This window comes from Streptomyces sp. GD-15H, assembly GCF_045291515.1.
Taxonomy (GTDB): domain Bacteria; phylum Actinomycetota; class Actinomycetes; order Streptomycetales; family Streptomycetaceae; genus Streptomyces.
In genome coordinates this window covers 5,374,227-5,400,122 of record NZ_CP149447.1, presented here as the reverse complement: position 1 = coordinate 5,400,122, position 25,896 = coordinate 5,374,227, and the positions used below count along the sequence as shown (strand labels likewise).

Genomic DNA, 25,896 nt, shown 5'->3' with positions numbered 1-25,896 from the left:
CACTCCGCGCAACGCGCGAACCACACAAAGGTCCCCGGGCGCGCAAAACGCACCCGGGGCCCGGGACGGTCCGACTGGCTCGCGGTCCTGACGGCTACGCGGGAGGGCGGGGGTTACTTGCCGCCCTTACCCTTGCCGCCCTTGTCCTTGCCGTCGTCGCCACCGCTCATGGACTCGTAGATCTCCTTGCACATGGGGCAGACGGGGTACTTCTTCGGGTCCCGGCCCGGCACCCACACCTTGCCGCACAGCGCCACGACGGGCGTGCCGTCGAGTGCGCTCGCCATGATCTTGTCCTTCTGGACGTAGTGGGCGTAGCGCTCGTGGTCGCCGTCGCCGTGGGACGTCTGCGGCGTCGGCTCTACGAGGGTCCCCGTACCAGTCCCGCGCTCGGGCTCAAGAGTGCTCATGAAACAAGGGTACTGAAGCTCACAGACATCAGTTGAGCGACGGGTCGTCCGGATACGTGGCCACCATCGCCAGCTCGCCCCGCTGACGGCGCAGCACCTCGCGCCAGAGCCGCTCGGGCACCGGGGACGAGACGTCGCCGGGCTCCGACTCGACGACGTACCAGGCGCCGTCCACCAGCTCTTCCTCCAGCTGGCCGGGGCCCCAGCCCGCGTATCCGGCGAAGATGCGCAGCGAGCCGAGGGCGGAGGCGAGCAGCTCCGGCGGCGCCTCCAGGTCGACCAGCCCGATCGCGCCGTGCACCTGGCGCCAGCCCAGCGGCGCGGTCCGGTCACCCGTCCCCCGGGGACGACGGCGACGCCGAGGGCCGAGTCCAGCGCCACCGGGCCGCCCTGGAAGACGACCCCGGGTTCGCCGGTCAGATCCGCCCACCCCTCCAGGATGTCCCCCACGTCCACCGGGGTCGGGCGGTTGAGGACGACGCCGAGGGAGCCCTCCTCGTCGTGGTCGAGGAGGAGCACCACCGCGCGGTCGAAGTTCGGGTCCGCCAGGGCGGGCGTGGCCACGAGCAGCCGCCCTGTGAGCGAGGACACCTCGGTCATGCCAGACATGATCCCGCATCTTCTCTTTCCGTGGGAGGCAATCGGGGTACGGGGGTGAGCCAGGCCGCGCGACGGTGGAGCGGCCTGGTGGGACCGCGTCCCGGACGGCCGGCGGACGGGGGGGCCGGGAGCCCGGCGGGCGTACGGGAGCATCCCCGCGCTCGGGGCGGCGGTGACCCCGGGTGGCCGCTGAGGGACTGTTCGTGTTGTGGGGGCGGTGGGATGACGACCGGGTCGCGCACGGGCTGACAGAGCCCGGGGTGGGGGCGACTACGCTTGCCCTTCTGGCCCTGCCCCCTCCACGGAACGCGAGATTCATGACCGTCAACGGCGCTGAAGACGTACTGCTTGTCCACGGCGGAACCCCGCTGGAGGGTGAGATCCGGGTCCGCGGTGCGAAGAACCTCGTACCGAAGGCCATGGTCGCCGCCCTGCTGGGCAGTGAGCCGAGCCGGCTGGGCAGCGTCCCGGACATCCGTGACGTCCGGGTCGTGCGAGGGCTGCTGCAGCTGCACGGAGTGACGGTGCGTCCGGGCGACGAGCCCGGTGAGCTGGTGCTCGACCCCACGCGGGTGGAGAGCGCCAACGTCGCCGACATCGATGCCCACGCGGGTTCGTCGCGCATCCCGATCCTGTTCTGCGGACCGCTGCTGCACCGTCTCGGGCACGCGTTCATCCCCGGTCTGGGCGGCTGCGACATCGGCGGTCGGCCGATCGACTTCCACTTCGACGTGCTGCGCCAGTTCGGCGCGACCATCGAGAAGCGGGCGGACGGCCAGTACCTGGAGGCCCCGCAGCGGTTGCGCGGCACGAAGATCGAGCTGCCGTACCCGTCCGTCGGCGCGACGGAGCAGGTGCTGCTGACGGCGGTCCTCGCGGAGGGCGTCACCGAGCTGTCCAACGCGGCGGTGGAGCCGGAGATCGAGGACCTGATCTGCGTCCTGCAGAAAATGGGCGCGATCATCGCGATGGACACCGACCGGACCATCCGCGTCACCGGTGTGGACAAGCTCGGCGGCTACAACCACCGCGCCCTCCCCGACCGTCTGGAGGCCGCCTCCTGGGCGTCCGCGGCGCTGGCCACCGAGGGCAACATCTACATCCGCGGCGCCCAGCAGCGCTCGATGATGACGTTCCTGAACACCTACCGGAAGGTGGGCGGTGCCTTCGAGATCGAACGACGAGGGCATCCGCTTCTGGCACCCCGGCGGCCAGCTCAAGTCCATCGCGCTGGAGACGGACGTCCACCCGGGCTTCCAGACCGACTGGCAGCAGCCGCTGGTGGTCGCCCTGACGCAGGCCACCGGGCTGTCCATCGTCCACGAGACGGTCTACGAGTCCCGGCTCGGCTTCACCTCGGCGCTCAACCAGATGGGCGCGCACATCCAGCTCTACCGCGAGTGCCTGGGCGGTTCCGACTGCCGTTTCGGCCAGCGCAATTTCCTCCACTCGGCCGTCGTCTCGGGCCCGACCCGGCTCCAGGGCGCCGATCTGGTCATCCCCGACCTGCGCGGCGGCTTCTCCTACCTCATCGCCGCCCTCGCCGCCCAGGGCACGTCCCGTGTCCACGGCATCGGCCTGATCAACCGCGGCTACGAGAACTTCATGGAGAAGCTGGTCGAACTGGGGGCGAAGGTCGAGCTCCCGGGCAAGGCACTCGGCTGACCCGGCCCCCGACCGGCCGGGGTCCGGGGTCGTCCCCCGGGCAGACACAGCAGGGAGAAGCTGGTCGAACCGGGGGCGAAGGTCGAGCTCCCGGGCAAGACACTCGGCTGACTTGGTTCGGGCTTGCCACAAAGGGCGGCCACCCGTTCGGGTGGCCGCCCTTTGTGGCGTCACTGTGCGTCGTACGCCGTCCCGGGACGTACGAACGGCAGGATCACTTGCCCTTGGCGGCTTCCTTGAGCTTCGAGCCCGCGGAGACCTTCACGCTGTAGCCGGCCGGGATCTGGATCGGCTCACCGGTCTGCGGGTTGCGCGCGGTGCGAGCGGCACGGTGGGTGCGCTCGAAAGTCAGGAAACCGGGAATGGTGACCTTCTCGTCCCCCTTGGAGACGATGTCGCCGACGACCTCGGCGAACGCGGCCAGCACGGCGTCGGCGTCCTTGCGGGTCACCTCGGCGCGGTCGGCCAGCGCGGCCACCAGCTCACTGCGGTTCATGTTGTTACTCCCGTGTTCTTCTTGCCGTTGAGGCGTGCCACGCGGCGGAGCCGCGCGTAGGGCACGGCCAAGCCGATGCTGCCAGGGTCCTCGGTGAGGGCCCGGACCCGGGTCCGTACTCGAGCCCGCACGCCCCTGGAGGTGCTGCCCCCTGGACGTTGTCCTGGTGAAGCATCCTGCCTCTACCTGCGGCGGTAAAGCCAATCCGGCACCCGCAGAAACCCTGAGAACACCCGTGGGAGTCACCCGTGGGAGTCACACGAGGAGCGCCACTGCCTCATGACGGTGACACTGCGTCCGTTTCCGGCAGCGGAGCGCGGGGGCCGGGGGGCGGAACCCTTGATGTACGGCCGCCACGATAGAGCGCGGCCGGACGACACGGGTTCCACGACGCGCCGGTTGCACACCCACCGTGGTGATGGTCACAGCCGTGCCCGCCCGGCCCCGGGCCTTGCTAGGAGGCGGAGACCGCGGCCTCCGTCGCCTTCGCCGCCTCATGCACGGCGTCGGCGACCGCGCCCGCGACCCTGTCGTTGAACACGCTCGGGATGATGTAGTTCGGGTTCAGCTCGTCCTCGGTGACCACGTCGGCGAGGGCCTGCGCGGCGGCGAGCATCGTCTCCGTGTTGACGGCGCGGGACTGGGCGTCCAGGAGGCCGCGGAACACGCCCGGGAACACCAGCACGTTGTTGATCTGGTTCGGGAAGTCGGAGCGGCCGGTGGCCACCACGGCCGCGGTCTCGCGGGCGACGCCCGGGTCCACCTCGGGGTCGGGGTTCGCGAGCGCGAAGACGATCGCGTCCTCGGCCATCGCGGCGATGTCCGCGCCGTCGAGGACGTTCGGGGCGGAGACACCGATGAAGACGTCCGCGTCGCGCACGGCCTCCTTCAGCGTGCCCGTCAGGTTCTCCGGATTGGTGTGGTCGGCGATCCAGCACAGCGGGGAGTCGGCGGGGGTGCCCACCAGGTCCTCACGGCCCGCGTGCACCACACCGTGGATGTCGGCCACGACGGCGTTCTTCACACCGGCCGCGATCAGCAGCTTCAGGATGGCCGTGCCGGCCGCGCCGGCGCCGGACATGACGACCCGGACGTTCTCGATCGCCTTGCGGGTGACCCGCAGTGCGTTGGTCAGGGCCGCCAGGACGACGATCGCGGTGCCGTGCTGGTCGTCGTGGAAGACGGGGATGTCGAGGGCCTCGCGCAGCCGGGCCTCGATCTCGAAGCAGCGCGGTGCGGAGATGTCCTCCAGGTTGATGCCGGCGAACCCCGGGGCGATGGCCTTGACGATCTCGACGATCGCGTCGGTGTCCTGGGTGTCGAGGCAGAGCGGCCAGGCGTCGATACCGGCGAACCGCTTGAACAGGGCGGCCTTGCCCTCCATCACGGGGAGGGCGGCCTTGGGGCCGATGTTGCCCAGGCCGAGCACGGCGGAGCCGTCCGTCACGACCGCAACGGAGTTGCGCTTGATGGTGAGGCGGCGGGCGTCCTCGGGGTTCTCGGCGATCGCCATGCAGACCCGGGCCACGCCCGGCGTGTAGATCATGGAGAGGTCGTCACGGTTGCGGATGGGGTGCTTGGACTGCATCTCGATCTTGCCGCCGAGGTGCATCAGGAACGTACGGTCCGAGACCTTGCCCAGGGTGACGCCCTCGATGCCGCGGAGCTTCTCCACTATCTCGTCGGCGTGGCCGGTGGAGGTGGCCGCGATGGTGACGTCGATCTGGAGCCGCTCGTGCCCCGACGCGGTGACGTCGAGGCCGGTGACCGTGCCGCCGGAGGACTCCACGGCGGTGGTGAGCTGGGAGACGGAGGTTCCACTCGACGGCACCTCCAGTCGGATGGTCATCGAGTAGGAGACGCTGGGCGCCGTTGCCATGGCCGACTTCCTCTGCTTTCACCGTTTCGTTGCGTCGCTGCGTGCCGCAGCTTCGTGCCGTCCGATCGTCGCACCTACCCCCGAGTACGAGGTAGCCGCCTCCCCTTGCGAACGTTTTGTTCGCGCGGGAAGCGGGTATCTGCGGCAGCCTTCGGAAAGGCCGTTCCACCATACGAGAAGCAAGGGGTCGCCCGTAAGTCGCTGCGAGAGGCGGCGCGAAGGCCGACACGAGAGCGGCCGACACGAGAGGCCCATGTCACTCGGGAGTGACATGGGCCTCTCGGTCGTTCAGTGACACCGGCCCGCCATGCTCGCCTCGCGGCAAGTGGTCGCTCGTAGCGACGAAGGTTGGGCCCGGGGGCTTGGATCGGGCCGGTGTCACTTGCCAGGCTAACAAACGGATGGCGTAGGACCATTCCCTCGAGAGCACTTTTCGCTCCGGGACTGGACCGCGGGCGGTGGCGTCCGCCCGCGGTCCAGTCCCGGAGCGGGTTCAGTCCCGGAGCAGGTCCGGGACTCCGGCGGCGTCCGGCTCGTCCCGTTCGGCCGAGACGACGGTGAGCTGCTGGGTGGCCCGGGTGAGGGCGACGTACAGGACGCGTAGGCCGGCCGGGGACTCGTCGGCGATCTCGGCCGGGGAGACCACGATCGTCGCGTCGTACTCGAGGCCCTTGGCCTCCAGGCTGCCGAGGGCCACCACACGGTCGCCCAGCCCGTTCGAGCCAGCGCCGCGCCTCCTCGCGGCGCTGCATGGCGACGACCACACCGACCGTGCCGTCCACCCGCTCCAGCAGCCGGGCCGCCTCCGCGCGCACCGTCTCGCGCAGTGACGTGCCGGCGGACGTCCCCGCGCCGTCGCCGTTTCCGCCGTGTCCGTTGCTCGTCGTCGTGCGCCTCGTCGTGTCCGTCGTCACGAATCGCGGCTCGACACCCGTGGAGCGCACCGCCCTCGGCGACTCGGCACCGGGCATGGCGAGCGCCAGCACCTTGGCGGCGAGGCCGGCGATCTCGGCCGGGTTGCGGTAGTTCACGGTGAGTTCGAAGCGGCGGCGGGGCCTGCTGCCGAGGGCCTCGTCGCGGGCCTGGGCGGCCTCGTCCGGGTCGGACCAGGAGGACTGGGCGGGGTCGCCGACGATCGTCCAGGTGGCGTGCCGGCCGCGCCGGCCGACCATGCGCCACTGCATCGGGGTGAGGTCCTGGGCCTCGTCGACGATGACATGGGCGTACTCGGTGCGCTCCTGGGCGAGGCGCTCGGCCCGCTCGCGCTGCGACTCCTCGCGCACCGGCATCAGTTCCTCGAGGCCGGTGAGCTGGTCCAGCGGGTCGAGTTCGCGCTTGCGCCGGGGCCGGGCGGGGGCGCCGAGGACGGCCTGGAGCTCGTCGAGCAGCGCGATGTCGTGCACCGAGCGGCCGTCCCGCCGCAGCGAACGGGCGACCCTGCGGACCTCGCCCGGGTTGAGGACCCGCCGGGCCCAGCGGCCGAGGCGCCGCTCGTCCGCCATGGCGTCCAGCACGGCGGCCGGGGTCAGCTCCGGCCACCAGGCGTCGAAGAAGGCGAGGAAGTCGTCCTCGGTGGTGATGTCGTCGTCGAAGGAGGAGCGCAGTTCGGCGGCGAGCTCCGGATCGGTGTGCCGGCCGCCCGCGCCGGAGCGCTCCCACAGGGCGTCCAGCAGCAGCTTGCGGGCGCGGGGGCGCAGCAGGTTCACCGGTGCGGTGCCGCCGAGGGCGGTGCGGCGGACGGCGGCCAGCTCGTCGGCGTCCAGCTCGATCCGCCGGCCGAAGGCGACGACCCGCAGCCGGGTCGGCGTGCCGCCGTGCTCCAGCGCACCGCGCGCGGCCTTCCTGAGCACCTTGAGCATGCGGTACGAGCCCTTGGCGCGGGCCACGGCCGGGGCGTCGTACAGGGTGGCCCCGGTGCCGGACGCGTCGTCGGCCAGCGAGCCGATGGCGCGGATGGCGACCTGGCCCTCCTCGCCGAGGGAGGGCAGCACGCCCTCGGTGTAGGCGACCAGGAGCGGGGTGGGCGAGACGATCAGGATGCCGCCCGCGTACCGGCGCCGGTCCTGATAGAGCAGGTAGGCCGCGCGGTGCAGGGCGACGGCGGTCTTGCCGGTGCCGGGGCCGCCCTCGACGTAGGTCACGGAGGCGGCGGGGGCCCGGATCACCAGGTCCTGCTCGGCCTGGATGGACGCCACGATGTCCCGCATGCTGTGGGTACGGGCCTGGCCGAGTGCGGCCATCAGGGCGCCGTCGCCGACGGCGGGCAGCTCGTGGCCGTCCAGGGAGGCCGTCAGCTCGGGGCGCATCAGGTCGTCCTCGACGCCGAGGACCCGGCGGCCCTTGGAGCGGATGACCCGCCGGCGCACCACGCGGCCCGGATCGACCGGGGTGGACCGGTAGAAGGGGGCGGCGGCGGGCGCCCGCCAGTCGATGACCAGCGGGGAGTACTCCTCGTCGAGGACACCGATACGCCCGATGTGCAGGGTCTCGGCGATGTCGGCGGTGTTGTCGGGGCGGACGGCGCCCTCGGCGGGCTCGACGGCGGTGTAGGCGCCGTCGGGTCCCTTCCTGCCGTCCTTGCCCTGGAGCAGGTCGATCCGGCCGAAGAGGAAGTCCTCGAACTCGTTGTTCAGCCGGTTGAGGTGGACGCCGGCCCGGAAGACCTGGGCGTCCCGTTCGGCGAGCGCGCCGGGCGTGCCGACCTGGCCGCGCCGGGCGGCGTCGTGCATGAGGAACTCGGCCTCGTGGATCTTCTCCTCGAGCCGCCGGTACACCCGGTCGAGGTGTTCCTGTTCGGTTTTGATCTCCCGGTCGCGAACGGAGTCGTGAACCGGATCGACCGCGGTTTCCTGCTGAGCCTGAGCGGCCACCGGGCCCCCTTCTGACGTGCTGGGCAGCCGTCAACCGTACGCGAAGGGGGCCCGTCAGGCTACGCGTCGACCTCGACCAGCTTCTCGCCGTCGAAGGTCATGACCTCGAACTTGTCGATCTCGTTGAGATCCAGCGACGCGCCACCCTGTACGTAGAGCGGCTGCTTGGCCTTGTCCGTCTTGGCGTCCGGCAGGCCGTAGCCCCAGTCCGGGACGGACCAGGAGGTGACGGTCTCCCGCTCGCCGTTCTTGCCGACGGCGATCAGCACACACTTCTCGGGGCCCTTGACGTTCGTCAGCTGCGTGACGACGCCGGTGCCCCAGTCCTTCTTCTGCAGCGCCAGGGTCACGGAGACCTTGGTGCCCGGGTCGGTGGCCGTGATCTTGTCGGGGATCTGGTCGAAGACTTCCTCCGCGGGGTTCGCGGAGAGGGTCTGGCTGGTGCGGTCGCCCCCGCTGTCGTTCCCGCCGTTCGCCGCGACGGCCACGAAGGGGCCGCTGACGATCAGGGCGCCGGCGGCGGCCACCATGTAGAAGTTGCGGCGGCGCTTCCTGGCGCGGCGCTCGGCGACCTTGTCGACCAGCTTCTCCACCACGCGCGGCGCCGGCTTGGCCGACAGCGACTCGCCGAGCGACGGTGTACCGGTACCGGGCAGGTCCGCGAGGGCGGCCAGCATCGGTTCCATACCGGCGAGTTCGTCGAGCTGCTGGGCGCACCACTCGCAGCCCGCGAGGTGCGCCTCGAACGTGGTCGCCTCGGCATCGTCGAGGATGCCGAGAGCGTAGGCGCCGACGGTCTCATGTTCGTTCGGCACCGGTGATCCCTGCATGGCACCAGACATACCCGTACCGCCCGCGCCGAATCCCTGGTTTCCCCCGTACCCGCTCATCACGCCGTCACCCCCCGCTCCTCCAGTGCCAGCTTCATCGAACGCAGGGCGTAGAACACCCTGGAACGGACCGTACCGCTGGGTATGCCCAGTGTCTCAGCCGCCTCATTGACCGTACGTCCCTTGAAGTACGTCTCGACGAGCACCTCCCGGTGAGCCGGGGTCAGGTCGTCGAGTGCGTCCGACAGCGTCATCAGCCACAGCGCCTTGTCGATCTCGTCCTCCGCGGGGATGACCTCCAGCGGCGACGGATCGACCTCCTGCGGCCGGGCCTGCCGGCTGCGGTGGCCGTCGATGACGATGCGCCGGGCGACCGTCACCAGCCAGGGGCGTACCGAACCGGTGGCCCGATTGAGCTGACCGGCGTTCTTCCAGGCACGGATGAGCGTCTCCTGCACGACGTCCTCGGCGCGTTGCCGGTCTCCGGCGACCAGCCGCAGGACGTACGCGAGCAAGGGGCCCGCGTGCTCGCGATACAGCACGCGCATCAACTCCTCGTCAGGTTCATTCGACGAAGAAGACGAGGACGGAGACATGCGATGTCGTGCCCTCGCTCCACGTTCATTGGCCACGGCCGCATCCTTGCGCACGCCCACCTCCGGTGTCCGGGGGATCCCCCAGTCGGTCGCTCGACAACCGGTACGGGCGGGGTGGGTCGGGTGTTCAACGCGAGGTGAGAGTTTTCTGCGGGGTGGGGTGAAGACCGGGACATGGGAGCACATCCCCCCGCTTCTTCTTCACGTTTCCGACACAGCGAGGGGAGTGGCCGGGATGCCCGCGCGACGCGGAGGTCAAACGGGTTGTAAGCGAGGTCACTTCGCGAGGCGGGGAGCGAAAGCCGTATACGGGACAGCGGAGTCGGGGGACCGGGATGGGGGTGGGTCAGGCGCGGGTGAGGGCGGCGGCCCGGCGGCGGTGGCGGGCCACTCGTTCGCGGTTTCCGCAGATCTCGCTGGAGCACCAGCGCCTGCGGCGGCCGCGCGAGGTGTCCAGGTACACGATCGGGCAGTTGTCGCCCTCGCACTGCCGCAGGCTCGCGCGCGCGAGCGGGTCGGTGAGCAGATCCACGGCGTCCCTGGCGATCGCCGCGAGCAGGGCGGCGCTGCCGGGCGGCCCGGCCAGCCGCCGCACCAGTGCCCCGTCGTCACCGGGCACCGCCCGCGGCGCCGGGGGCGCGGCACGGGCGAGGTCGTTGACGCGGGCGAGCGCGCGGTCGTACGCGGGGGTGCCGGGCGCCGGCCGGCCGCGCACCAGGCGGGCGAGGTGCCCGCGCAGTTCGCGGAAGGCGGCCGGCCAGGAGCTGTCGGCGTGGGTCAACGGGGTGTCCGGCGGGACGAGTCCGGAGCCGGTGATCCACGCGCGCACCACCTCGACGGAGCCGAGCCGTTCCTCGGGATGCGTGGTCGCGAGGAGATCCAGACAGATTCGCCCGGTGTCGAACCGCAGCTCGTGGGGCGCCGTGACCGTACCCAGTGCCATGTTCCTGTCACCGCCTAGGGTTCACCCCGGTCGTGTGGGGGCCGGTGCGATGCGAGTGGGGAATCCGTTCCGGGAATCCGCTCCCTCCTACAGTGCCTGCCCACTTCCACGCCCGGAACCCCTCGGCCCACCCCGGTCCCGGGGCGGGACGGCCGGCCTTGAGCGGGCCCGGCCGGGCAGTTCGCGGCAGAGCAGCTGGACGAGCGGGCCGAGCCGGAAGCGTTCCGGCTGGACGGTGTCGATGCCCCGGTCCTGCAACGGCTGCGCGGTGACCGGGCCGACGCAGGCGGGCAGGACGTCGTGGCCCAGGGCGGCCAGGACGTCGTCGAGCATCCCGCGCCGCTCGGCCCGGGACAGCAGGGACACGGCGGCGGGCGCGCTGGTGAAGGTGACCGCGTCCAGGCTCCGGGCGACGGTCGCGTCCAGCAACCGGTCGACGGGACCGATGTCCTCCGGCGGCATCCACCGGTACACCGGCACCCCCACCACCTCCGCGCCTGCGGCCCGCAGCGAGTCCACGAACCCGGGCAGCGGTTCACCGTGCAACTGGAGGGCGATCCGCAGTCCGTCGACGCCCTCCGCCAGGAGCCGGTCGAGCACCTCGGCCATCGCCTCCGACGGCGGCGACCACTCCTCGGTCAGCCCGGCAGCCCGGATCGCGCCCTTCACCTTCGGTCCGCGCGCCAGGACCCGCGCCCCGCGCAGCTTCGCCAGCAGCTCCTCGCCGAGCCCCCAGCCGCCGGCGGCCTCGACCCAGCCGCGGAAACCGATCGCCGTCGTGGCGACCACGATGTCCGGGGCCCGCTCGGTGATCTCCTTGGTGGCGGCCAGCAGCTCACTGTCGTCGGCGAGCGGCACGATCCGCAGGGCCGGGGCGTGCAGCACGGCGGCGCCCCGCCGCTGGAGCAGCGCGCCCAGCTCGTCGGCCCGGCGCGCGGCGGTCACCCCCACGGTGAAGCCCGCGAGCGGCCCGTGCCCGGGGTTCGGTCCGGAATTCGGCCCGGACGGCTGGTTCGGATTCTGTTGTTCGTCGTCCATGCTTCTCGTCCTGCTTTCGTCCCGCACTCGAGTCGGTGTGCTGCGTGAGGCACGGCTCGACCTCATGCCGCCCGGGTCTTTGCCGTGCTCCCCGCCTTGGGGGCCGGGGGTTCCTACGCTCTCCATGGTGCGGCGGGCGGATGCCTCGGGGTGCTGATCCCGAAGGGAGGGAGGAAGTGTTTCCGAGCTGTGGCAGCGGGTGACCGCTGGGGCACGTTGCTCTCATCCTCTGGCGGGTGCGGGGTGAGAGGTGCCGGGCGTACCGGTCGGGTGCCACCCCGGCCCTCACCCCGGGCCCCGCCGCCCGCCCACCTCGAACCACAGCAGCTTTCCCGCACCCCGCCCCAGCACACCGTCCCCGAGCGCCCACCCGCCCCGGCTGTCCGCGTACTCCTGGACGAGGCGCAGCCCCGCCCGAATTCGGCGCCGGCCGAGACGAGCGGGACCCGGTCCTCGGGAGGTCCGCCGAACGGTGCGGGGATGTACGGGTGGCTGTCCCACACGCCGACCCGCAGCCAGCCGTCGCTCAGGGAGGTGAGTCGCAGCGACGCGGGGCCCTTGGTGTGCCGGTAGGCGTTGGTGACCAGCTCGGACGTCAACAACTCCACTGCCTCGACGGCGTCCTGCTTCCCGTGCCCGCCGAGCACGGCCCGCACCGTCATGCGTGCGACGCGTACGGCACGGGGGTCATGGGGCAGCCGAAGGGCGTACGCCCAGGGTGGGGGCGGGGCTACGGTGACCATGAACGGCTCCAGGAGGAAAGGGGACTTGAGCTCGCTCGACGTCGACGTCAGGCGGTGGCGGTGCCGTGGTCACGGTGCGCTTCCGGCTTACAAAAAAGGTGGGTGAGCGATATCGCCACGATAGAACCCCAACGGGATATAAATCTCCCAACCGTGGGAGATTTATCTTCAATAGCTCGTGTGAGGTGCATGAGAGCCCGCTTCGCGGCCCGGACGGAGACGCTTTGCCGCCCACCAACAACCCCAACCTGCGCCAACGACGACTCGGCCTCGAGCTGCGCAGACTTCGCGAAAGGGCGGGGTTCACCGTGACCCAGGCCGCCACGCACCTGGGCGTCAACCAAGGGCGCGTGAGCATGATCGAAACTGGTCGCAGCTCCGTGAGCGCCGATCTCGTACGCGGGATGGCGTCTGCGTACGACTGTTCCGACGAGGCTTTGATCGACGCGCTGGCCGCGATGACCGGGCGCCGACTCCGTGGCTGGTGGGAGGAGTACCGCGAACACCTGCCCGCCGCGTTGGTCGACCTGGCCGAACTGGAGCACCACGCCACCGCGCTGCGCGTCGCCCTGGTCATCCACATCCCGGCGCTGCTACAGACCACCGACCACGCCCGCGCCCTCTTCCGGGCCGTCGTACCGCCCATGAGGCAGTACGAGATCGAGCACCGTCTCGCCCATCGCGTCCGACGGCAGGGCATCCTGCACCGGGAGAATCCGCCCTCCTACTCGGCGATCATCCACGAGTCGGCCCTGCGCATGGGCTTCGGCGGTCCCGCCGTAACTCGCGACCAGCTCACACACCTGCTCGACATGGGCGCGATGCCCCATGTCACCATCCGTGTGATCCCGTTCGGCACGGACTACTTCCCAAGCACCGGCCAGTCCTTCGACTACGTCGCGGGCGCTGTACCGCAACTCGACACCGTCCAACTGGACACCCACCACGGAGGCTGCGGATTCCTCGACGCGGAGGCACAGTTGACCAAGTACCGCGCTGTACTGGACCACATGACGTCCTGCGCGCTCGGCTCAGCCGAGTCACACGACTTCATCCACGACCTCATCCAGGAAGCCTGAGAAGGAACACCGTGCAGACCGTCCGTTGGCAGAAGTCCACCTACAGCGGGGACAGTTCGAACTGCGTCGAGATAGCCACCGCCCCGCCCACCGTCCTGGTACGCGACTCAAAGGACGCAGCTGGACCGCGGCTCGACCTCTCCCGCGCCGCGTGGACCGCCTTCCTCGCGCACGTCGACAAGATCGGTGGATCGGAGTTCGGCGCTTGAGGGGCCTGACACGAAAATGAAGGGATCTGCGCAGTTCAGGCAGTTGTGATGAGTTCGGATCGGATCGTCATGCCGAGACTGTTGACCTCCTTGATCGTTCGGAGCATGGTGCGTTCGGGGTCACGCTTGGCGAAGTAATCGGCGCCGAGCTCACGGTAGGGGACCTTGTCGTGCAGGACACGCCAGATCGCGATGGCGAGCTTGTACATGACCGCGACAAGCGCGCGGGGACGGCCTCTGCGGGCCGCGATGCGCCGGTAGAAGACCGACAGGTAGGAGTCCTTGTTGCGGATCGCGGCCATGGCCGCGATCCCGAGCAGACGCTTAAGGTTGCTGTTGCCCGCGCGGATGCGCCCGGACTTGTCCACCCCGGCGGACTCGTGGGTACCCGGGCAGACGCCGATCCAAGAGGCAAGGCGCTGAGCGGAGGCGAACTGGGCCATGTCGCAGCCGGTCTCGGCGATGACGATCTCAATCGAGCACGACGGCCCCGACGAGCGCGTGCCGAAGCGCCGGATCCAGCACCTCGGCGGCGACGGGCAACGGGGCTTCGCGATCTGCTCCCCGGCCACCGACACCTACACCGACGCCCTCCTGCACACCGGAACCCCCACCGGTCACCCCACCGACGCCTTCGACACCGCAGCCCTCGTCCACCTCGCCGACTACACGAAGTAACCAGACCGGGCCACCCCAACCGGCAAAGCACCTGCGACGCGTTGCACTAACTAGGGTTGCTCTTTTGTCTCCGTGACTGCGAACGCTCCGGTTGCGGGGACTGTACATACGGTCACATCCGTTTCCTCGCCCGCGGCCAGACCCGCCTCGCAGAGTCGACCGCCGCTCTCGCGCAGGTCGAGGTAGAAGCGCGTGGTCTTGCCGTCCTGCTTGAGGCCGTGGATGCGTTCGTCGATGTAGCCGAGGCTGTTAAGGGTCTTGCGGACCTTGGCGGGGGTGGGCTCCGAGACCTCCTGCAGCGCCTGAATGATGCGCTGTTCGTGCTGGACGCTCGCGCACCAGTCGCGGTCGTTCAACTTCGTCCCGGGCCCTGTTGGGGCGCCGGGCTCGATCGGGTCGGTCGGGGAGCCTCCCCAGGGGCGAGGCTCTGCTTTCCCTCCGGACCGGTCGGCTTCTTGTCAGTCGGTCCCGGCGCAGCCCCGTCGGCCGAAGAACACGGCTGGGCGAACTTATCGAGCATCGCCGCGAACGCCGCCTGCTCGGGCGACGACGATGTGGCACTCACCTCGGAGTCGGCGCTCCTGCCCGGCCCGCCCTGTGACCCACTGCCACTCGGCTCGTCACTTCCGCAGCCGGAAAGCGCCAGAGCGGCGAGGGCGGCAGCCGCAAGGACGCGCCCGGGGTGAGCGAAAGCGCTGATGGAAGCGGGGATACGTGTCATGCGCATAGCCTTCGGCCCGCACCCCGCATCCCACATGAGTACTCCTACTCATGTCCGTGGGGGCCGCGATGGGCGCGGCCGTCGCGGTGCCGCTCGGCCCGTGGGGGAGTTCCGCCGCAAGCGGCCGGTGCTGATCGGGAGGGACCTGGTGCGGTTCGCGGCACTACTGACGATCCCCGCCGCGTTCGCGCTCGGCGTGCTCACCTTCCTTCAGCTCCTGCTGGTCTCGGTCGTCGTCGCGGCGACCGACATCACCTTCCGCGCCGCCTCCGGCGCGTACCTGAAGACGCTGCTGCCGGCCGAGGACCTGCTCGTCGCCAACGCCCTGTTCGAATCCACGGCCTGGACGACCACGATCATCGGGCCGCCGCTGGGCGGCGCCGCGATCGGGCTGCCCGGCCCGGTGGCGACGGTGGTGGCCGACGCGGTGAGCCACCTGTTCTCGGCCCTGAGCGTCCGCGCGACGGGCAGCAACCACGAACCGCCACCCGGGCGCCGGGAGGCGGCGCGCATGCGGGCCGGGGACCTGCTCGACGGCTGGCGGTACATTCTCGCCGACGCGACGCTGCGTCCGCTGTTCTCCAACACCGCTTTGTTCAACGGCCTGGTGATGGCCGCCTCGCCGCTGCTGGCCGTCCTGATGCTCGGCCGACTCGGGTTCGCACCGTGGCAGTACGGCCTCGCCTTCGCCGTCCCCTCGATCGGCGGGCTGCTCGGTTCGTGGCTGGCCCGACCGCTCGTCACCCGGTTCGGGCAGCACCAGGTCCTCATCGTGGCCGGGACACTGCGTGCGATCTGGCCCATCGGCCTGGCCTTCCTGGGCCCGGGGACCGACGGACTGCTGCTGGTGATCGGCGTCGAGCTCGCGCTCATCTTCTGCTGCGGGGTCTTCAACCCCGCCCACGCCACCTACCGCCCCCAGCGCACCGCGACCGACCGGGTCACCCGCACGCTGACCTCCTGGGCGGTGACGACCAGGCACCGACCGCACTCCTGACGACCTTCTGGGGCGTGCTGGGCGCAGCCTGCTCGGCCCGCGTACGGCCATCGGCCTGGCCGGCGTGCTCCTGCTGGCGACCCCGCTGCTGTTCCCCGCCGCGCGACAGCGCCTCTGTCCGAGCCGGAGCCGGCACCGAGCCACACCTGACGACCGCGATCGGGCTGCGCCGCCCTTCCTCGGAGCGGGCGGTCCCACGGCTACTGGACAACCGGGACCGCGCGGACCGCCCCCGACCTCAGCCCCGGTGGGCGGCGCGGCTCCCGGACCGCCGGCCGGTGGAGCGCTTCGTGCCGTTCGGCCACAACCGCGGCTTCCGTTTCGCCGCGAGGTCCTCGATCCAGCCGACCGCGAGGACCGTCAGGCCGATGAGCGGCCAGACCAGGGCGAACATCCAGAGCGTGTACGTGCTGCTGAGAGCCTCGACCCCGCGCTCGCTCCGCATGAACGGAAGCCGGTACAGCAGGTTGACGAGCGGGACCGTCGCCATGATCAGCAGGTTGTGCCACAGGTAGATGGTGACCGCCCGGTTGTTGGAGAGGGTCACCAGTGTGTCCCACTGCGCCAGGCGTCCCGGGAGTTCCCGCCAGGACGGGGAGTACTGGAGCAGGATCACGACGAAGCCGAACGACCAGGTGGCCTGGGCCAGCGGAATGTCGTTGAGGTCCCAGCCCTCGGGGCCCAGGTGGTTCGACGCCCACCACAGGCCGAAGGCCATCACCAGTGACGCGCAGGAGACCGAGACGTAGCGCGGGATCTGCTTCAGCATGCCGTCGTGGTGGGCGAAGCCCACCACCCAGCAGCCGCCGTAGACCGCGAAGTCGGTGATCGCGCGGCCCGTTTCGCCGGGGATGGTCACCAGGCCCGTGCCGACGATCGCCGTCAGGCCCAGCGGGGCGAGCAGGGTCGGCCAGGGGGCCCGGCGGAACGCCCACAGCAGCAGCGGCGACGCGAGGACGAACCACAGGTAGGCGCGCAGGTACCACAGCGGGCCCGCGGCCTGCACCGCCCAGGTGACGTCCAGCAGGCCCGACGGGGAGCCGAGTTGCCACGGGTAGGGCGGAGCGCCGATCGGGACGAGGTAGTTGACCAGCCCGATCAGGCCCCAGGTGCCGTCGTCCTTCCCGGGGTTCCAGCCGTTCACGAACATCATCGTCAGCACGACCGCGGCGAACGCCCACAGGGGCGGCAGGAGACGGCGGATCCGGCTGCGGATCACGCTCGCCGCCGGACGCTTCAGGGAACGCGCCATCAGCGAACCCGCGAGCGCGAACATCACGCCCATCGACGGGAACAGCACCGTCAGCCAGGCCCAGCCGAACAGGTGGTAGACCACGACGCGGACCAGGGCGAGGGAGCGCAGCAGGTCGAGGTACCGGTCACGGCCCGGCTTCCCGGTGCCGGCGGCCTGGGCGGCGGGCTCCGGTACGGGCGCGGGCTCGGTCGTGCGCTGCCGCGGGACGGCGGGCGGCATCCCCGGGGTCCCGTTCGCCTCCCCCGCGTGCGCGGTTCCGTACGGGCCGGCCGACTCCGGGCCCGTACCAGTCGTGTATCCGTGGGTCATGCCACGGGCCTCCGATCATCGCTGCTCTGCGCACGCGGGCCGGGCACGGAGCCGCCGGGCGCCTCGACGACGCCGGTGCGCCGCAGCTTCTGCCAGCGCAGGCGGCCGCCGGTGAGCGCGGTGATCCAGGACTGGAGCAGCACGACGTACATGAGCTGGCGGTAGAGGACCTGCTGCAGCGGCAGCGAGATCAGATGGGTCATGCGTTCGCGGTCGAGGTGGAAGGCGTACGCCGCGCAGACCGCCTGGATGGCCAGGACACCCAGCCACGCCATGATCGTTTTCTGCGTCGGGCCGAAGACGATGCCGTAGAGCAGGAAGACGTCGATCAGGGGGGCCAGCAGCGGGGCCACGATCATGAACAGGGAGACGAAGGGCAGGCCCACGCGGCCGAAGCGGCCCGAGGGTCCCTTCTCGACCACGGCGCGGCGGTGCTTCCAGATGGCCTGCATGGTGCCGTACGACCAACGGTAGCGCTGGGACCACAGCTGCTGGACGGTCTCCGGGGCCTCGGTCCAGGCGCGGGCGTTCTCGGCGTAGACCACGCGCCAGCCGGCGCGGTGCAGCGCCATGGTGACGTCGGTGTCCTCGGCGAGCGTGTCGTCGCTCATGCCGCCGAGCGGTACCAGTGCCGAGCGGCGGAAGGCGCCGACAGCCCCCGGGATGGTCGGCATGCAGCCCAGGATGTCGTACATGCGGCGGTCCAGGTTGAAGCCCATCACGTACTCGATGTGCTGCCAGGCGCCGATGAGGCTGTCCTTGTTGCCGACCTTCGCGTTGCCCGCCACGGCTCCCACCTTCGGGTCGCCGAAGGGCTGGACGAGTTCGCGGACGGTGGACGGCTCGAAGACCGTGTCGCCGTCCATCATCACGACGATGTCGTAACGGGCGTTGGCCAGGCCCCGGTTGAGCGCCGCCGGTTTGCCCGCGTTGAGCTGGCGGATCACCCGGACGTTGGGCAGGCCCATGGCCTCGACGATGCGGGCCGTGCCGTCGCTGGAACCGTCGTCGATGACCAGGACCTCGATCGGGTGGTCGCTGTCCATCAGGGAACGGACGGTGTTCTCGATGCACTTGGCCTCGTTGTAGGCCGGGACCAGCACCGTCACCGGTTCGGTGACCGGCGGGCCCCAGCGGAAGCCCGGACGGCGGACCCGGCGGGCGTGGGCGCCGGAGAGGAGGAGCATCAGCACGAAGCGGGCGATGACCAGGCTGCCGATGACCGCCAGGCCCACCACCAGACCGCCGGTGAGCTTCTCCGAGGCCTGGACCAGGAAGACCCACGCCTTGCCCTTCCACAACTCGGAGCCGGCCACCGGGCTCATCGCGCTGGGCGCGCCCAGGGCCTCGGTGAGGTTGTCGAACTCGTAGCCCTTCTCCTTCAGGTCGGGCAGGAACCTGTCCAGCGCGGCGACGGTCTGTCCGCGGTCACCGCCGGAGTCGTGCATCAGGACGATGGCGCCCTCGCCGCCCTTGGGCGTGGCACGGCGGATGATCTCGTCGACACCGGGCCGCTGCCAGTCCTCGCTGTCGGTGTTGTTGACCACGGTGAGGTAACCGCGGCTGCCGATGTACTCGGTGACCGGCCAGGACTTGTTGTCCATGGCGGCGGAGAAGGAGGAGTACGGCGGGCGGAAGAGCGAGGTGCGGATGCCGGCCGCGCCGGTGATCGCCAGTTGGTTCTGCGACAGCTCCCAGTCGATGCGCTTCTTGGACTGGAGGGAGAGGTCGGGGTGGTTGAACGTGTGCAGGCCGATCTCGTGGCCCTCGTCGACCATGCGCTGGACGAGGTCCGGGTAGCGAGAGGCCATGGTGCCGGTGACGAAGAAGACCGCGTGCGCGTCGTGCTTCTTCAGCACGTCCAGCACCCTCGGCGTCCAGACCGGGTCCGGGCCGTCGTCGAAGGTGAGGACCAGACGGCCGTCGGGCACGCTCAGGCTCTCGGTGCGGCCGCCACGGGCGTCGATGACCGGACCGCCCTCGAGGATCTTCTCCGGCACCTGATCGGTGGGGGCGGGCGCCTGGACACGGTGGTCGGCGAGGATCTCGCTGTGCGTGTATCCGCGCAGCATGAGCATCGCCGTCAGGGCGACGAGCACGAGCAGGGGAAGCAGCAGGCGCAGGGGCAGACGGCGACGTTTGGGCCGGCTGCGACGCCGAGAGCCGCCTCGGGCTCTGGTCGCGGGCCCGGGACGGCGGGGGTGGGATGCCATCAGAGGACGTGCTCCGGGGACGGTGCGGCGGGGGCGGTGGACTGTTCGGGCTGTGCGGCGGGGCTCTCGGCGACCACGGCCGGCCGGACGGCGGGCGCCTGGGCGAGCTTGTCGGTGCCGGCGGGTTCCTCGTCGCCGGGGCCCTCCCCGGCGGGGGGCGAGGCCGGAGCGGTGCCGGTACCGCCCGGCGAGGTCGTCGGGGCGGCGGGCTCCGACGCGGCCGGGGGCCGGCCGGAGCGCTCGGGGAGAAGTCGGTGCCCGGCTGCGGGGTGGTCCCGGTCGGCGGCGTCGGCGACGGGTCGGCGACCTCGCCGGCTCCGTCCCCGACGGCGGCCCCGCCGCCCGCGGGGAGGCCGCCGTCGGGCGGCGGGACGGGGTCGGGCTCGTCGCCGGTCGGCTCGGTTCCTGGGTCCGGGATGGTCTCGGCGTCGGGGGACGCGTCCGGCTCGGCGGGCTGCGGCGAGGTGTCGACCTTCCCGGCAGGCTGCTCCTGCTCCTGGCCGGGGACGGGCACCCAGGGGGCGTCGGAGTTGCCGGACAGCAGCGTGGTGACGATGACGACGGCGTACGCCGCGCAGGCGAGACCGACGACCAGGCCGATACGGCGGTAGCGGCGGACGCGGCGGCCCGACTCGTCGACGAAGACGGGCCCGTCGGGGGGCTCGTGCCCTGCTCCGCCGCCCGGCCGGTTCGGCATGCCGAGCAGCACCCCGGCCCCGATCTGCACGGCGTCGAGCTGGATCGTCACCTCGTGCGGGTCATGTGTCTGCCCGGCGGGGTCGGCGGCGGGGGCGGGGTCGGCGATCGGTGCGGGCGTGGGGGGTGCGGAGGTGACGGGCAGGACGGCCGTCGCCGGGGCGTCCTCCTGCCAGGGGTCGCGCAGGGGGGTGCGGGGCCGGGGCAGCGCGGAGGGGGTGGGCGCCTCGGACGCGAACGGCGCGGCGGACGTCCTGCTCATCGGGTTCACAGGGCGCGTCGCGGCCTTCGTGTCGTACGGGGCAGGCCAGTCGTCCGGGGCCGGCGCGTGGGGTCTGTGCTCCGGCTCGGCGGCGTCGTACGCGGGGCCGTTGCCGTCGGACCGGGTGGTTCCGGCCCCGCGGTCGGCGCGGCCGGCCGCGCCCGGGCTGGGCCATGTCGCGCCTGGGGTGAACCACGTCCCGTGGTCAGGAGCGGCCGAAGGGGCGGAACGGGGCCAGTCGTCCTCGGTCGCAAAGGTCTCAGCGTCGAGACCGGGGCCGGCCGAGGTGCCCTTGGACGCCGACGCGGTCTGGGACCACTCCGGTTGGGCCTCTTCTCGCCACTGTTCCACGCGCACGCACTTCCCCCACGGGACGGTTCCAAGTGCGCTCGCGGCCTGAGCACTCGCCGTCGGATCCGGACCCCCACCCGTTCCGAGCGCCCCATTTATCACACCGTGCTCGAGCGTCGAATGTAGCGTACGCGGAGGTTCTGTGTTTGCCCGGCGCCGATTCGCGCCATTCGCGAGACATCAGGGAGAACTCATGACGATGAGATCGCTGCCCGAAACCCACCCTTTCGCGGGGCGCCGCAACCAGCCCTCCTCGGCGGCGATTCCGGCCGCAGCCCTGCGAAGCCCGTCCAGAGCGGGGTGAGTCCGGCCTTTCCTCCATATCAGCGACACGGGTGACAGCGGAACCGGGTCGACCAGCGGGCGCACCACCATCGAGGACAGCGCGGGGAAGTCCACCACGGCGAGAATCGGATGACGCGTCCTGGCCATGATCCGCTCGAACTCCTCCTCCCCGACGGCCAGGGGTTCCGGCGGCGCGAGAGTGATGTCCCGTCCCTCGAACAGCAGCAGGGCGAGGTCGGTCCACTCCGGTGTGCGCGGATTGCCCGCCCCGGCGTACACCGTCTCGCCGGCCATCGCGGCGAGCGGCACCTCCTCCAGTCCGGCCAGCCGGTGGTCCTCGGGCAGCACCACCGCCATCGGCTCGTACCGCACGGGCTGCTGGTCGAGCCCGGTCCGCAGCGCCTCGGGAAGCCCCGCGAACCGCCCGAACGACGCGTCCAGCCGCCCTGCGAGCACCTCGGCCGCGGCCCAGGTCAGACCGCTCTCGTAGCGGGCCATCAGCTCCTGGCCGGGGGTGAGTTCGCGGGCCCGGTGCAGGACCCGGCGCGGGGTCGGCAGGCCCGGGGAGTTGAGGTCCACCAGCAGCGGCCGGGCCTGTCCGGCGGCGGCGATCAGGTCGTCCTGCGCCTGGAGGACGCGGCGGGCGTACGGCAGCAGGTGTTCGCCGTCGGCGGTGAGCGTCACCTGTCGGGTGGTCCGCACGAACAACTCGCTGCCCAACTCCCGCTCCAGCCGCCGCACATCACGACTGAGCGCCTGCTGGGCGACGTACAGGCGGGTCGCGGCGCGGGTGAAGTGCAGTTCCTCGGCGACGGTGACGAAGGCGCGCAGGAGGCGGGGGTCGAGGTGGGCGGGGGCGGGCACCCGGTGAACCTACAACGCCGGTGCGTGAATCGGTACCGATCAGGTGTTGGACCGGCGCCGCGGGCGCGGGCGACGGTGAGTCCATGCCTCAACCGACCTTCCGCGACCGCCGTACGGCCTCCCGGAACACCCCGCTGTTCACCGTCACGGCCGACACCCTGGTCGCCGTCGACTTCGCGCCGCGCGGGCGGCCGGGCGGCTCCCGCGGCTGGGAACGGGGCCCGTACCGCCGCCTCTTCGCGCTGCCCGGCGCCCGCGCGTTCACCGTCTGGAACCTCGTCGCCCGGCTGCCGATGGGCATGTTCAGCGTGAGCGCGGTCATGATGATCGCCGGGACCCGGGGTTCGTACGCCCTCGCCGGTGCCGTCGTCGCGACCGGTCTGGCGGCGACCGCGGTGGTCGCCCCGTGGACGGCGCGGCTGGTCGACCGGTACGGGCAGGCCCGCATCGCCCTGCCCGCGACGGTGTGCGCCGTGCTCGGCTCCCTCGCGCTGCTGCTCTGCGTGCGCCACGGCGCCCCCGACTGGACCCTGTTCGCCGCCTACGCCGCCACCGCCACGACGCCCAACACCGGCGGGATGTCCCGGGCCCGCTGGGCCCACCTGCTGAGGGGCCGTACCGACGCCGCCGAAGGGCTGCACACCGCGAACTCCTTCGAGCAGGCCGCGGACGAGCTGTGCTTCATGCTGGGCCCGGTGCTCGCGGCCTTCCTCTGCTCGGCGCTCTTCCCGGAGGCGGGCACGCTGGTGGGCGCGGTGCTGCTGCTGACGGGCGTGACGCTGTTCGTCGCCCAGCGCTCCACCGAGCCGCCGGCCGAGCGGCGCGCCCCGGGCCGGGCTCCCTTCCGGGCGCCCGGGATGCGCCCGCTGCTCGTCGTCTGCCTGGCGACCGGCGCGGTGTTCGGCTCGATGGAGGTCGTCACGATCGCGTTCGCGGACGCGCAGGGGCACCGCTCGGCGGCCGGCGCGGTGCTGGCCCTCCAGGCGGCCGGCTCCTGCGCGGCGGGCCTCGCCTACGGGGCGATACGCCCGGCGGGGTCCGCGTGGTCCCGGCTGCCCCTGTGCCTGGCCGCGATGACCGCGCTGATGGTCCTGCCGCTGCTCGCGGCGGTCCTCACCGGCTCACTGCTGGTCCTGGCGGGCGCACTCCTGCCGGCAGGGATGGCCACGGCGCCGACGATGGTCACGACGATCACGCTGGTCCAGCACCGCACCCCCGAGGGCCGGCTGAACGAGGGCATGACGCTCGCGGTGACCGGCCTGCTCGGCGGGATCGCCTGCGGCAGCGCGGCCGGCGGCTGGGTCGTGGAGCACGTCTCGGCGGCGGCCGGGTACGGGGTCCCGGTGGCGGCGGCCGCGACGGCCCTGCTGACGGCGCTCGCACTGTTCAAACCGCTGGGCTCCCGCCGACCCGGGGTGGCCCCGGCCCACTCGCGCGGCTGAGCCCGGCCCACTCCGGGTGGAGCCGCCGCCCGCTCAAAGCGGCGCGTCCCGCGGGTTCGGGCCGGTCGGGTTTCGTCCGTCCGAGGCCTCGAACCGCCGTCCGTTCGAGCCGCCGAACCGCTCCACCGAATCCCGCATACCCCACAGCCGCACGACAAAGGCCCCGCCGCTCGACGCGACGGGGCCTGTGCCCACATGGGAATTGTGGAGATGGCGGGAATCGAACCCGCGTCCAACGGTGCGGAATCAGGGCTTCTCCGTGTGCAGTCCGCTGTGCTTTTCTCGGCCCCGGAGATCACGCGGACAAGTCTCCGACGGGCTCAGTCACTGTGTGGTTTCCCTCTTCACCCCGTGACCGGGATCAAGGTTTAGTCCCCTGAATGATGCCAGGATCCGGGTCGGGAACATCCCCGGGCTGACACTCCCTCTAGTAGGAGAGCTGCTGCTCGCTACCTGAAGATCAGGCAGCGAGGGCGAGCTCGCCCTGGGAGATGGATCGCTTGGAATTGGCGATTATTTTTTCGGCCTGTGGTTTACGAGATCATGGCCGCTTCCTCGACACGCTTCCCCTGCTTCGACAGCCGCTGTCGAAACCGATCATCCCCATGTTTTCTTCTCAAGGTGCGCACCCCCTGGGGGGTGCTGTTGCCATCGTACGTGACCAACGTGGGTCGGTGCCAGCGTATTCCCGCGCGACGGGTCCGGACGGGGCCGGCCCCTCACGGCCGCCCTCCGCGGACGGGCACTACGCCCGCTGCTTGCGGCGGACCGCCGAGATCGCCCGCTCGGTCTCGCGCCGGTCCTGCTTCTCGCGGAGCGTCTGGCGCTTGTCGTACTCCTTCTTGCCCTTCGCCAGCGCGATCTCCACCTTCGCGCGGCCGTCCTTGAAGTACAGGGCGAGCGGCACGATGGTGTGCCCCGTCTCCTGGGACTTGGACTCCAGCTTGTCGATCTCCGCGCGGTGCAGCAGCAGCTTGCGCTTGCGCCGTGCGCTGTGGTTGGTCCAGGTGCCCTGGCTGTACTCGGGGACGTGCACGTTGTGCAGCCACGCCTCGTTGCCGTCGAGCTGGACGAAGCCGTCCACCAGCGAGGCCCTGCCCTGACGCAGCGACTTCACCTCGGTCCCGGTGAGGACCAGGCCGGCCTTGTAGGTGTCGATGATGAGGTAGTCGTGCCGCGCCTTCTTGTTCTGCGCGATCAGCTTGCGCCCTTTTTCCTTAGCCATAGTGCGGCCCATTTTCGCACTACGGAGGGGGTTTTCGGAAAGCCGTTTCCCCCGCGGCTACCGGCCGAGCCCGGCGAGGACCGTCCCCGCGCGCTGGAGTGCCTGCTCGTCGGCCTCCAGGTCGGGGGTGATGCCGCGTCCGTCGACGCCCCGGCCGGACGGGGTGCGGTAGTGGCCGACGGTCAGTTCGGCGACCGAGCCGTCGGGCAGCCGGCTGGGCATCTGCACGGAGCCCTTGCCGAAGGTGCGGGAGCCCACGACGACCGCCCGTCCGCGGTCGTGGAGGGCGCCGGTGAGCAGTTCGGCCGCGCTCATCGTCCCGCCGTCGACGAGCACGACCAGGGGTCTGGCGGTGTCGCCGCCGGGCTCGGCGTGCAGGGCGCGCTGCTCGCCCTCGACGTCGTACGTGGCGACCAGGCCGCCGTCGAGGAAGGCGGAGGCCGCGGTGACCGCCTCGGCGACCAGACCGCCGGAGTTGCCGCGCAGGTCGAGGACGACACCGGCGCCGGCCGGCGCCTCCTCCACGGCGGCCCGGACCTCCTCGCCGGAGCCCTTGGTGAAGGCGCCGACCTTGACGACGGTGATCCGGCCGGGGAGTTCGTCCACGGTGACGGTGTCGCGGGACAGCCGGGCCCGGCGCAGGGTCTCGCTCCACGCGCGCGTGCCGCGCTCCAGGCCGAGGCGGACGGTGGTGCCGGCGGACTCGGCCGTGTCGTCACCGCGCAGCAGGGAGACGACCTCGGTGACGGGCCGCCCGTCGACCTCCGTGCCGTCGACGCTGCGCAACCGGTCGCCCGCGCGGATACCGGCGTCGGCCGCGGGGGTGTCGCTGCCCACCCTGGTCACCTCGATACGGCCGGACCGTTCGCGGGCCCACAGGCCGACGCCGGTGTACTGGCCGTCGAGGGCGTCCTCGAACTCCTCGTACTCGCCCGGGGAGTAGACGGCGCCCCACCGGTCCCCGCTGCGGCTGACGGCGCGCTGCGCGGCCTCCACGGGGGACGTGCCGGCCGCCATGGCCTCCTCGGCCGCCTCGGCGACCTCCGCGTGGCGTCCGGCGGGGGCGGCCGCCGGGGTGGTGCGCGCGGCGGGTTTCCGGTCGGTCGCGGGCAGACCGCCGGTGGCCGCGCCGGCCACGAGCACGCTCGCGAACACCAACGTCAGGGCGCCCCCGCGGCGGATGCGGCGGGGCTGACAGAACAGGGCACGACCCGACATGCCGGTGAGTCTAGGACAACGC

The 25,896-nt window shown here is 71.5% G+C and carries 18 protein-coding genes, 1 other RNA gene and 5 pseudogenes; 6 read left to right on the top strand and 18 right to left on the bottom strand.

Annotation, left to right across the window (positions count from 1 at the left end; translation table 11 throughout):
* Positions 1-113: 113 nt before the first annotated feature.
* Entirely contained in the window at positions 114-410 is a 297-nt protein-coding gene (locus tag WJ438_RS25565; protein WP_406727314.1) for a DUF3039 domain-containing protein, read from the bottom strand.
* A gap of 28 nt (positions 411-438) precedes the next feature.
* Positions 439-1,010: pseudogene (locus WJ438_RS25560) on the bottom strand (YqgE/AlgH family protein).
* Positions 1,011-1,327: 317 nt separating this feature from the next.
* On the opposite strand from WJ438_RS25560, the pseudogene murA reads away from it, so the two are divergent.
* Positions 1,328-2,675: pseudogene (gene murA, locus WJ438_RS25555) on the top strand (UDP-N-acetylglucosamine 1-carboxyvinyltransferase).
* A gap of 214 nt (positions 2,676-2,889) precedes the next feature.
* Here the strand turns inward: murA and WJ438_RS25550 are convergent.
* The 8 genes and pseudogenes from WJ438_RS25550 to WJ438_RS25515 form a co-directional block, all read right to left on the bottom strand.
* Positions 2,890-3,171, bottom strand: coding sequence for an HU family DNA-binding protein (locus tag WJ438_RS25550; RefSeq protein ID WP_003950507.1), 282 nt, complete (start codon positions 3,169-3,171; stop codon positions 2,890-2,892).
* A gap of 454 nt (positions 3,172-3,625) precedes the next feature.
* Positions 3,626-5,050, bottom strand: coding sequence for an NAD-dependent malic enzyme (locus WJ438_RS25545; protein ID WP_406727313.1), 1,425 nt, complete (start codon positions 5,048-5,050; stop codon positions 3,626-3,628).
* A gap of 493 nt (positions 5,051-5,543) precedes the next feature.
* Positions 5,544-7,920: pseudogene (locus tag WJ438_RS25540) on the bottom strand (HelD family protein).
* A 59-nt stretch (positions 7,921-7,979) separates the two neighbouring features.
* On the bottom strand, positions 7,980-8,810 hold the full coding sequence (locus WJ438_RS25535; RefSeq protein ID WP_406727312.1) for an anti-sigma factor family protein: 831 nt from the start codon (positions 8,808-8,810) through the stop codon (positions 7,980-7,982).
* Positions 8,810-9,406 (bottom strand): sigma-70 family RNA polymerase sigma factor, encoded by a 597-nt coding sequence (locus tag WJ438_RS25530; RefSeq protein WP_406727311.1) that lies wholly within the window; start codon positions 9,404-9,406, stop codon positions 8,810-8,812. Before WJ438_RS25530 ends, WJ438_RS25535 begins: the two co-directional genes overlap by 1 nt.
* 286 nt (positions 9,407-9,692) lie before the next feature.
* On the bottom strand, positions 9,693-10,289 hold the full coding sequence (locus WJ438_RS25525; RefSeq protein ID WP_406727310.1) for a CGNR zinc finger domain-containing protein: 597 nt from the start codon (positions 10,287-10,289) through the stop codon (positions 9,693-9,695).
* A 138-nt stretch (positions 10,290-10,427) separates the two neighbouring features.
* Positions 10,428-11,327: pseudogene (locus tag WJ438_RS25520) on the bottom strand (uroporphyrinogen-III synthase); the annotation flags it as partial.
* A gap of 113 nt (positions 11,328-11,440) precedes the next feature.
* On the bottom strand, positions 11,441-12,070 hold the full coding sequence (locus WJ438_RS25515; RefSeq protein ID WP_406727309.1) for an ATP-binding protein: 630 nt from the start codon (positions 12,068-12,070) through the stop codon (positions 11,441-11,443).
* 224 nt (positions 12,071-12,294) lie between these two features.
* Between WJ438_RS25515 and WJ438_RS25510 the strand changes: the two genes are divergently transcribed.
* Positions 12,295-13,149, top strand: coding sequence for a helix-turn-helix domain-containing protein (locus tag WJ438_RS25510; RefSeq protein WP_406727308.1), 855 nt, complete (start codon positions 12,295-12,297; stop codon positions 13,147-13,149).
* Between the two features lie 11 nt (positions 13,150-13,160).
* Positions 13,161-13,358 carry a DUF397 domain-containing protein gene (locus WJ438_RS25505; RefSeq protein ID WP_406727307.1) on the top strand — a complete coding sequence of 66 codons (198 nt, stop codon included), beginning with the start codon at positions 13,161-13,163 and terminating at the stop codon, positions 13,356-13,358.
* Between the two features lie 35 nt (positions 13,359-13,393).
* Here the strand turns inward: WJ438_RS25505 and WJ438_RS25500 are convergent, their stop codons facing one another.
* Entirely contained in the window at positions 13,394-13,801 is a 408-nt protein-coding gene (locus WJ438_RS25500; RefSeq protein ID WP_406727306.1) for a transposase, read from the bottom strand.
* A 19-nt stretch (positions 13,802-13,820) separates the two neighbouring features.
* Here WJ438_RS25500 and WJ438_RS25495 point away from each other — a divergent pair, with 19 nt between their 5' ends.
* Positions 13,821-14,036, top strand: a complete 216-nt coding sequence (locus WJ438_RS25495; protein WP_406727305.1) for a hypothetical protein — start codon at positions 13,821-13,823, stop codon at positions 14,034-14,036.
* Positions 14,037-14,086: 50 nt separating this feature from the next.
* On the opposite strand, the gene WJ438_RS25490 is transcribed toward WJ438_RS25495, so the two are convergent.
* Positions 14,087-14,392 (bottom strand): hypothetical protein, encoded by a 306-nt coding sequence (locus tag WJ438_RS25490; RefSeq protein WP_406727304.1) that lies wholly within the window; start codon positions 14,390-14,392, stop codon positions 14,087-14,089.
* Between the two features lie 403 nt (positions 14,393-14,795).
* Here WJ438_RS25490 and WJ438_RS25485 point away from each other — a divergent pair.
* Positions 14,796-15,904: pseudogene (locus WJ438_RS25485) on the top strand (MFS transporter); the annotation flags it as partial.
* Between the two features lie 88 nt (positions 15,905-15,992).
* Here WJ438_RS25485 and WJ438_RS25480 read toward each other — a convergent pair.
* The 3 genes from WJ438_RS25480 to WJ438_RS25470 all read right to left on the bottom strand — a co-directional run bounded on the left by WJ438_RS25480 (position 15,993) and on the right by WJ438_RS25470 (position 21,989).
* Entirely contained in the window at positions 15,993-17,318 is a 1,326-nt protein-coding gene (locus WJ438_RS25480) for an acyltransferase (RefSeq protein WP_406727303.1), read from the bottom strand.
* Positions 17,315-19,531: a polysaccharide deacetylase family protein gene (locus WJ438_RS25475; RefSeq protein WP_406727302.1), complete on the bottom strand. Its 2,217-nt coding sequence runs from the start codon at positions 19,529-19,531 to the stop codon at positions 17,315-17,317. Before WJ438_RS25475 ends, WJ438_RS25480 begins: the two co-directional genes overlap by 4 nt.
* 1,489 nt (positions 19,532-21,020) lie before the next feature.
* On the bottom strand, positions 21,021-21,989 hold the full coding sequence (locus tag WJ438_RS25470) for a LysR family transcriptional regulator (protein WP_406727301.1): 969 nt from the start codon (positions 21,987-21,989) through the stop codon (positions 21,021-21,023).
* Between the two features lie 83 nt (positions 21,990-22,072).
* On the opposite strand from WJ438_RS25470, the gene WJ438_RS25465 reads away from it, so the two are divergent.
* Positions 22,073-23,431: an MFS transporter gene (locus tag WJ438_RS25465; protein ID WP_406727300.1), complete on the top strand. Its 1,359-nt coding sequence runs from the start codon at positions 22,073-22,075 to the stop codon at positions 23,429-23,431.
* Between the two features lie 202 nt (positions 23,432-23,633).
* Here WJ438_RS25465 and ssrA read toward each other — a convergent pair.
* The 3 genes from ssrA to WJ438_RS25450 form a co-directional block, all read right to left on the bottom strand.
* Positions 23,634-24,036: a transfer-messenger RNA gene (ssrA, locus tag WJ438_RS25460) on the bottom strand.
* 140 nt (positions 24,037-24,176) lie between these two features.
* Complete coding sequence (smpB, locus tag WJ438_RS25455) at positions 24,177-24,656, bottom strand: SsrA-binding protein SmpB (RefSeq protein WP_406727299.1); 480 nt, start codon at positions 24,654-24,656, stop codon at positions 24,177-24,179.
* Between the two features lie 57 nt (positions 24,657-24,713).
* Positions 24,714-25,874, bottom strand: coding sequence for a S41 family peptidase (locus tag WJ438_RS25450; RefSeq protein WP_406727298.1), 1,161 nt, complete (start codon positions 25,872-25,874; stop codon positions 24,714-24,716).
* Between the last annotated feature and the right edge of the window lie 22 nt (positions 25,875-25,896).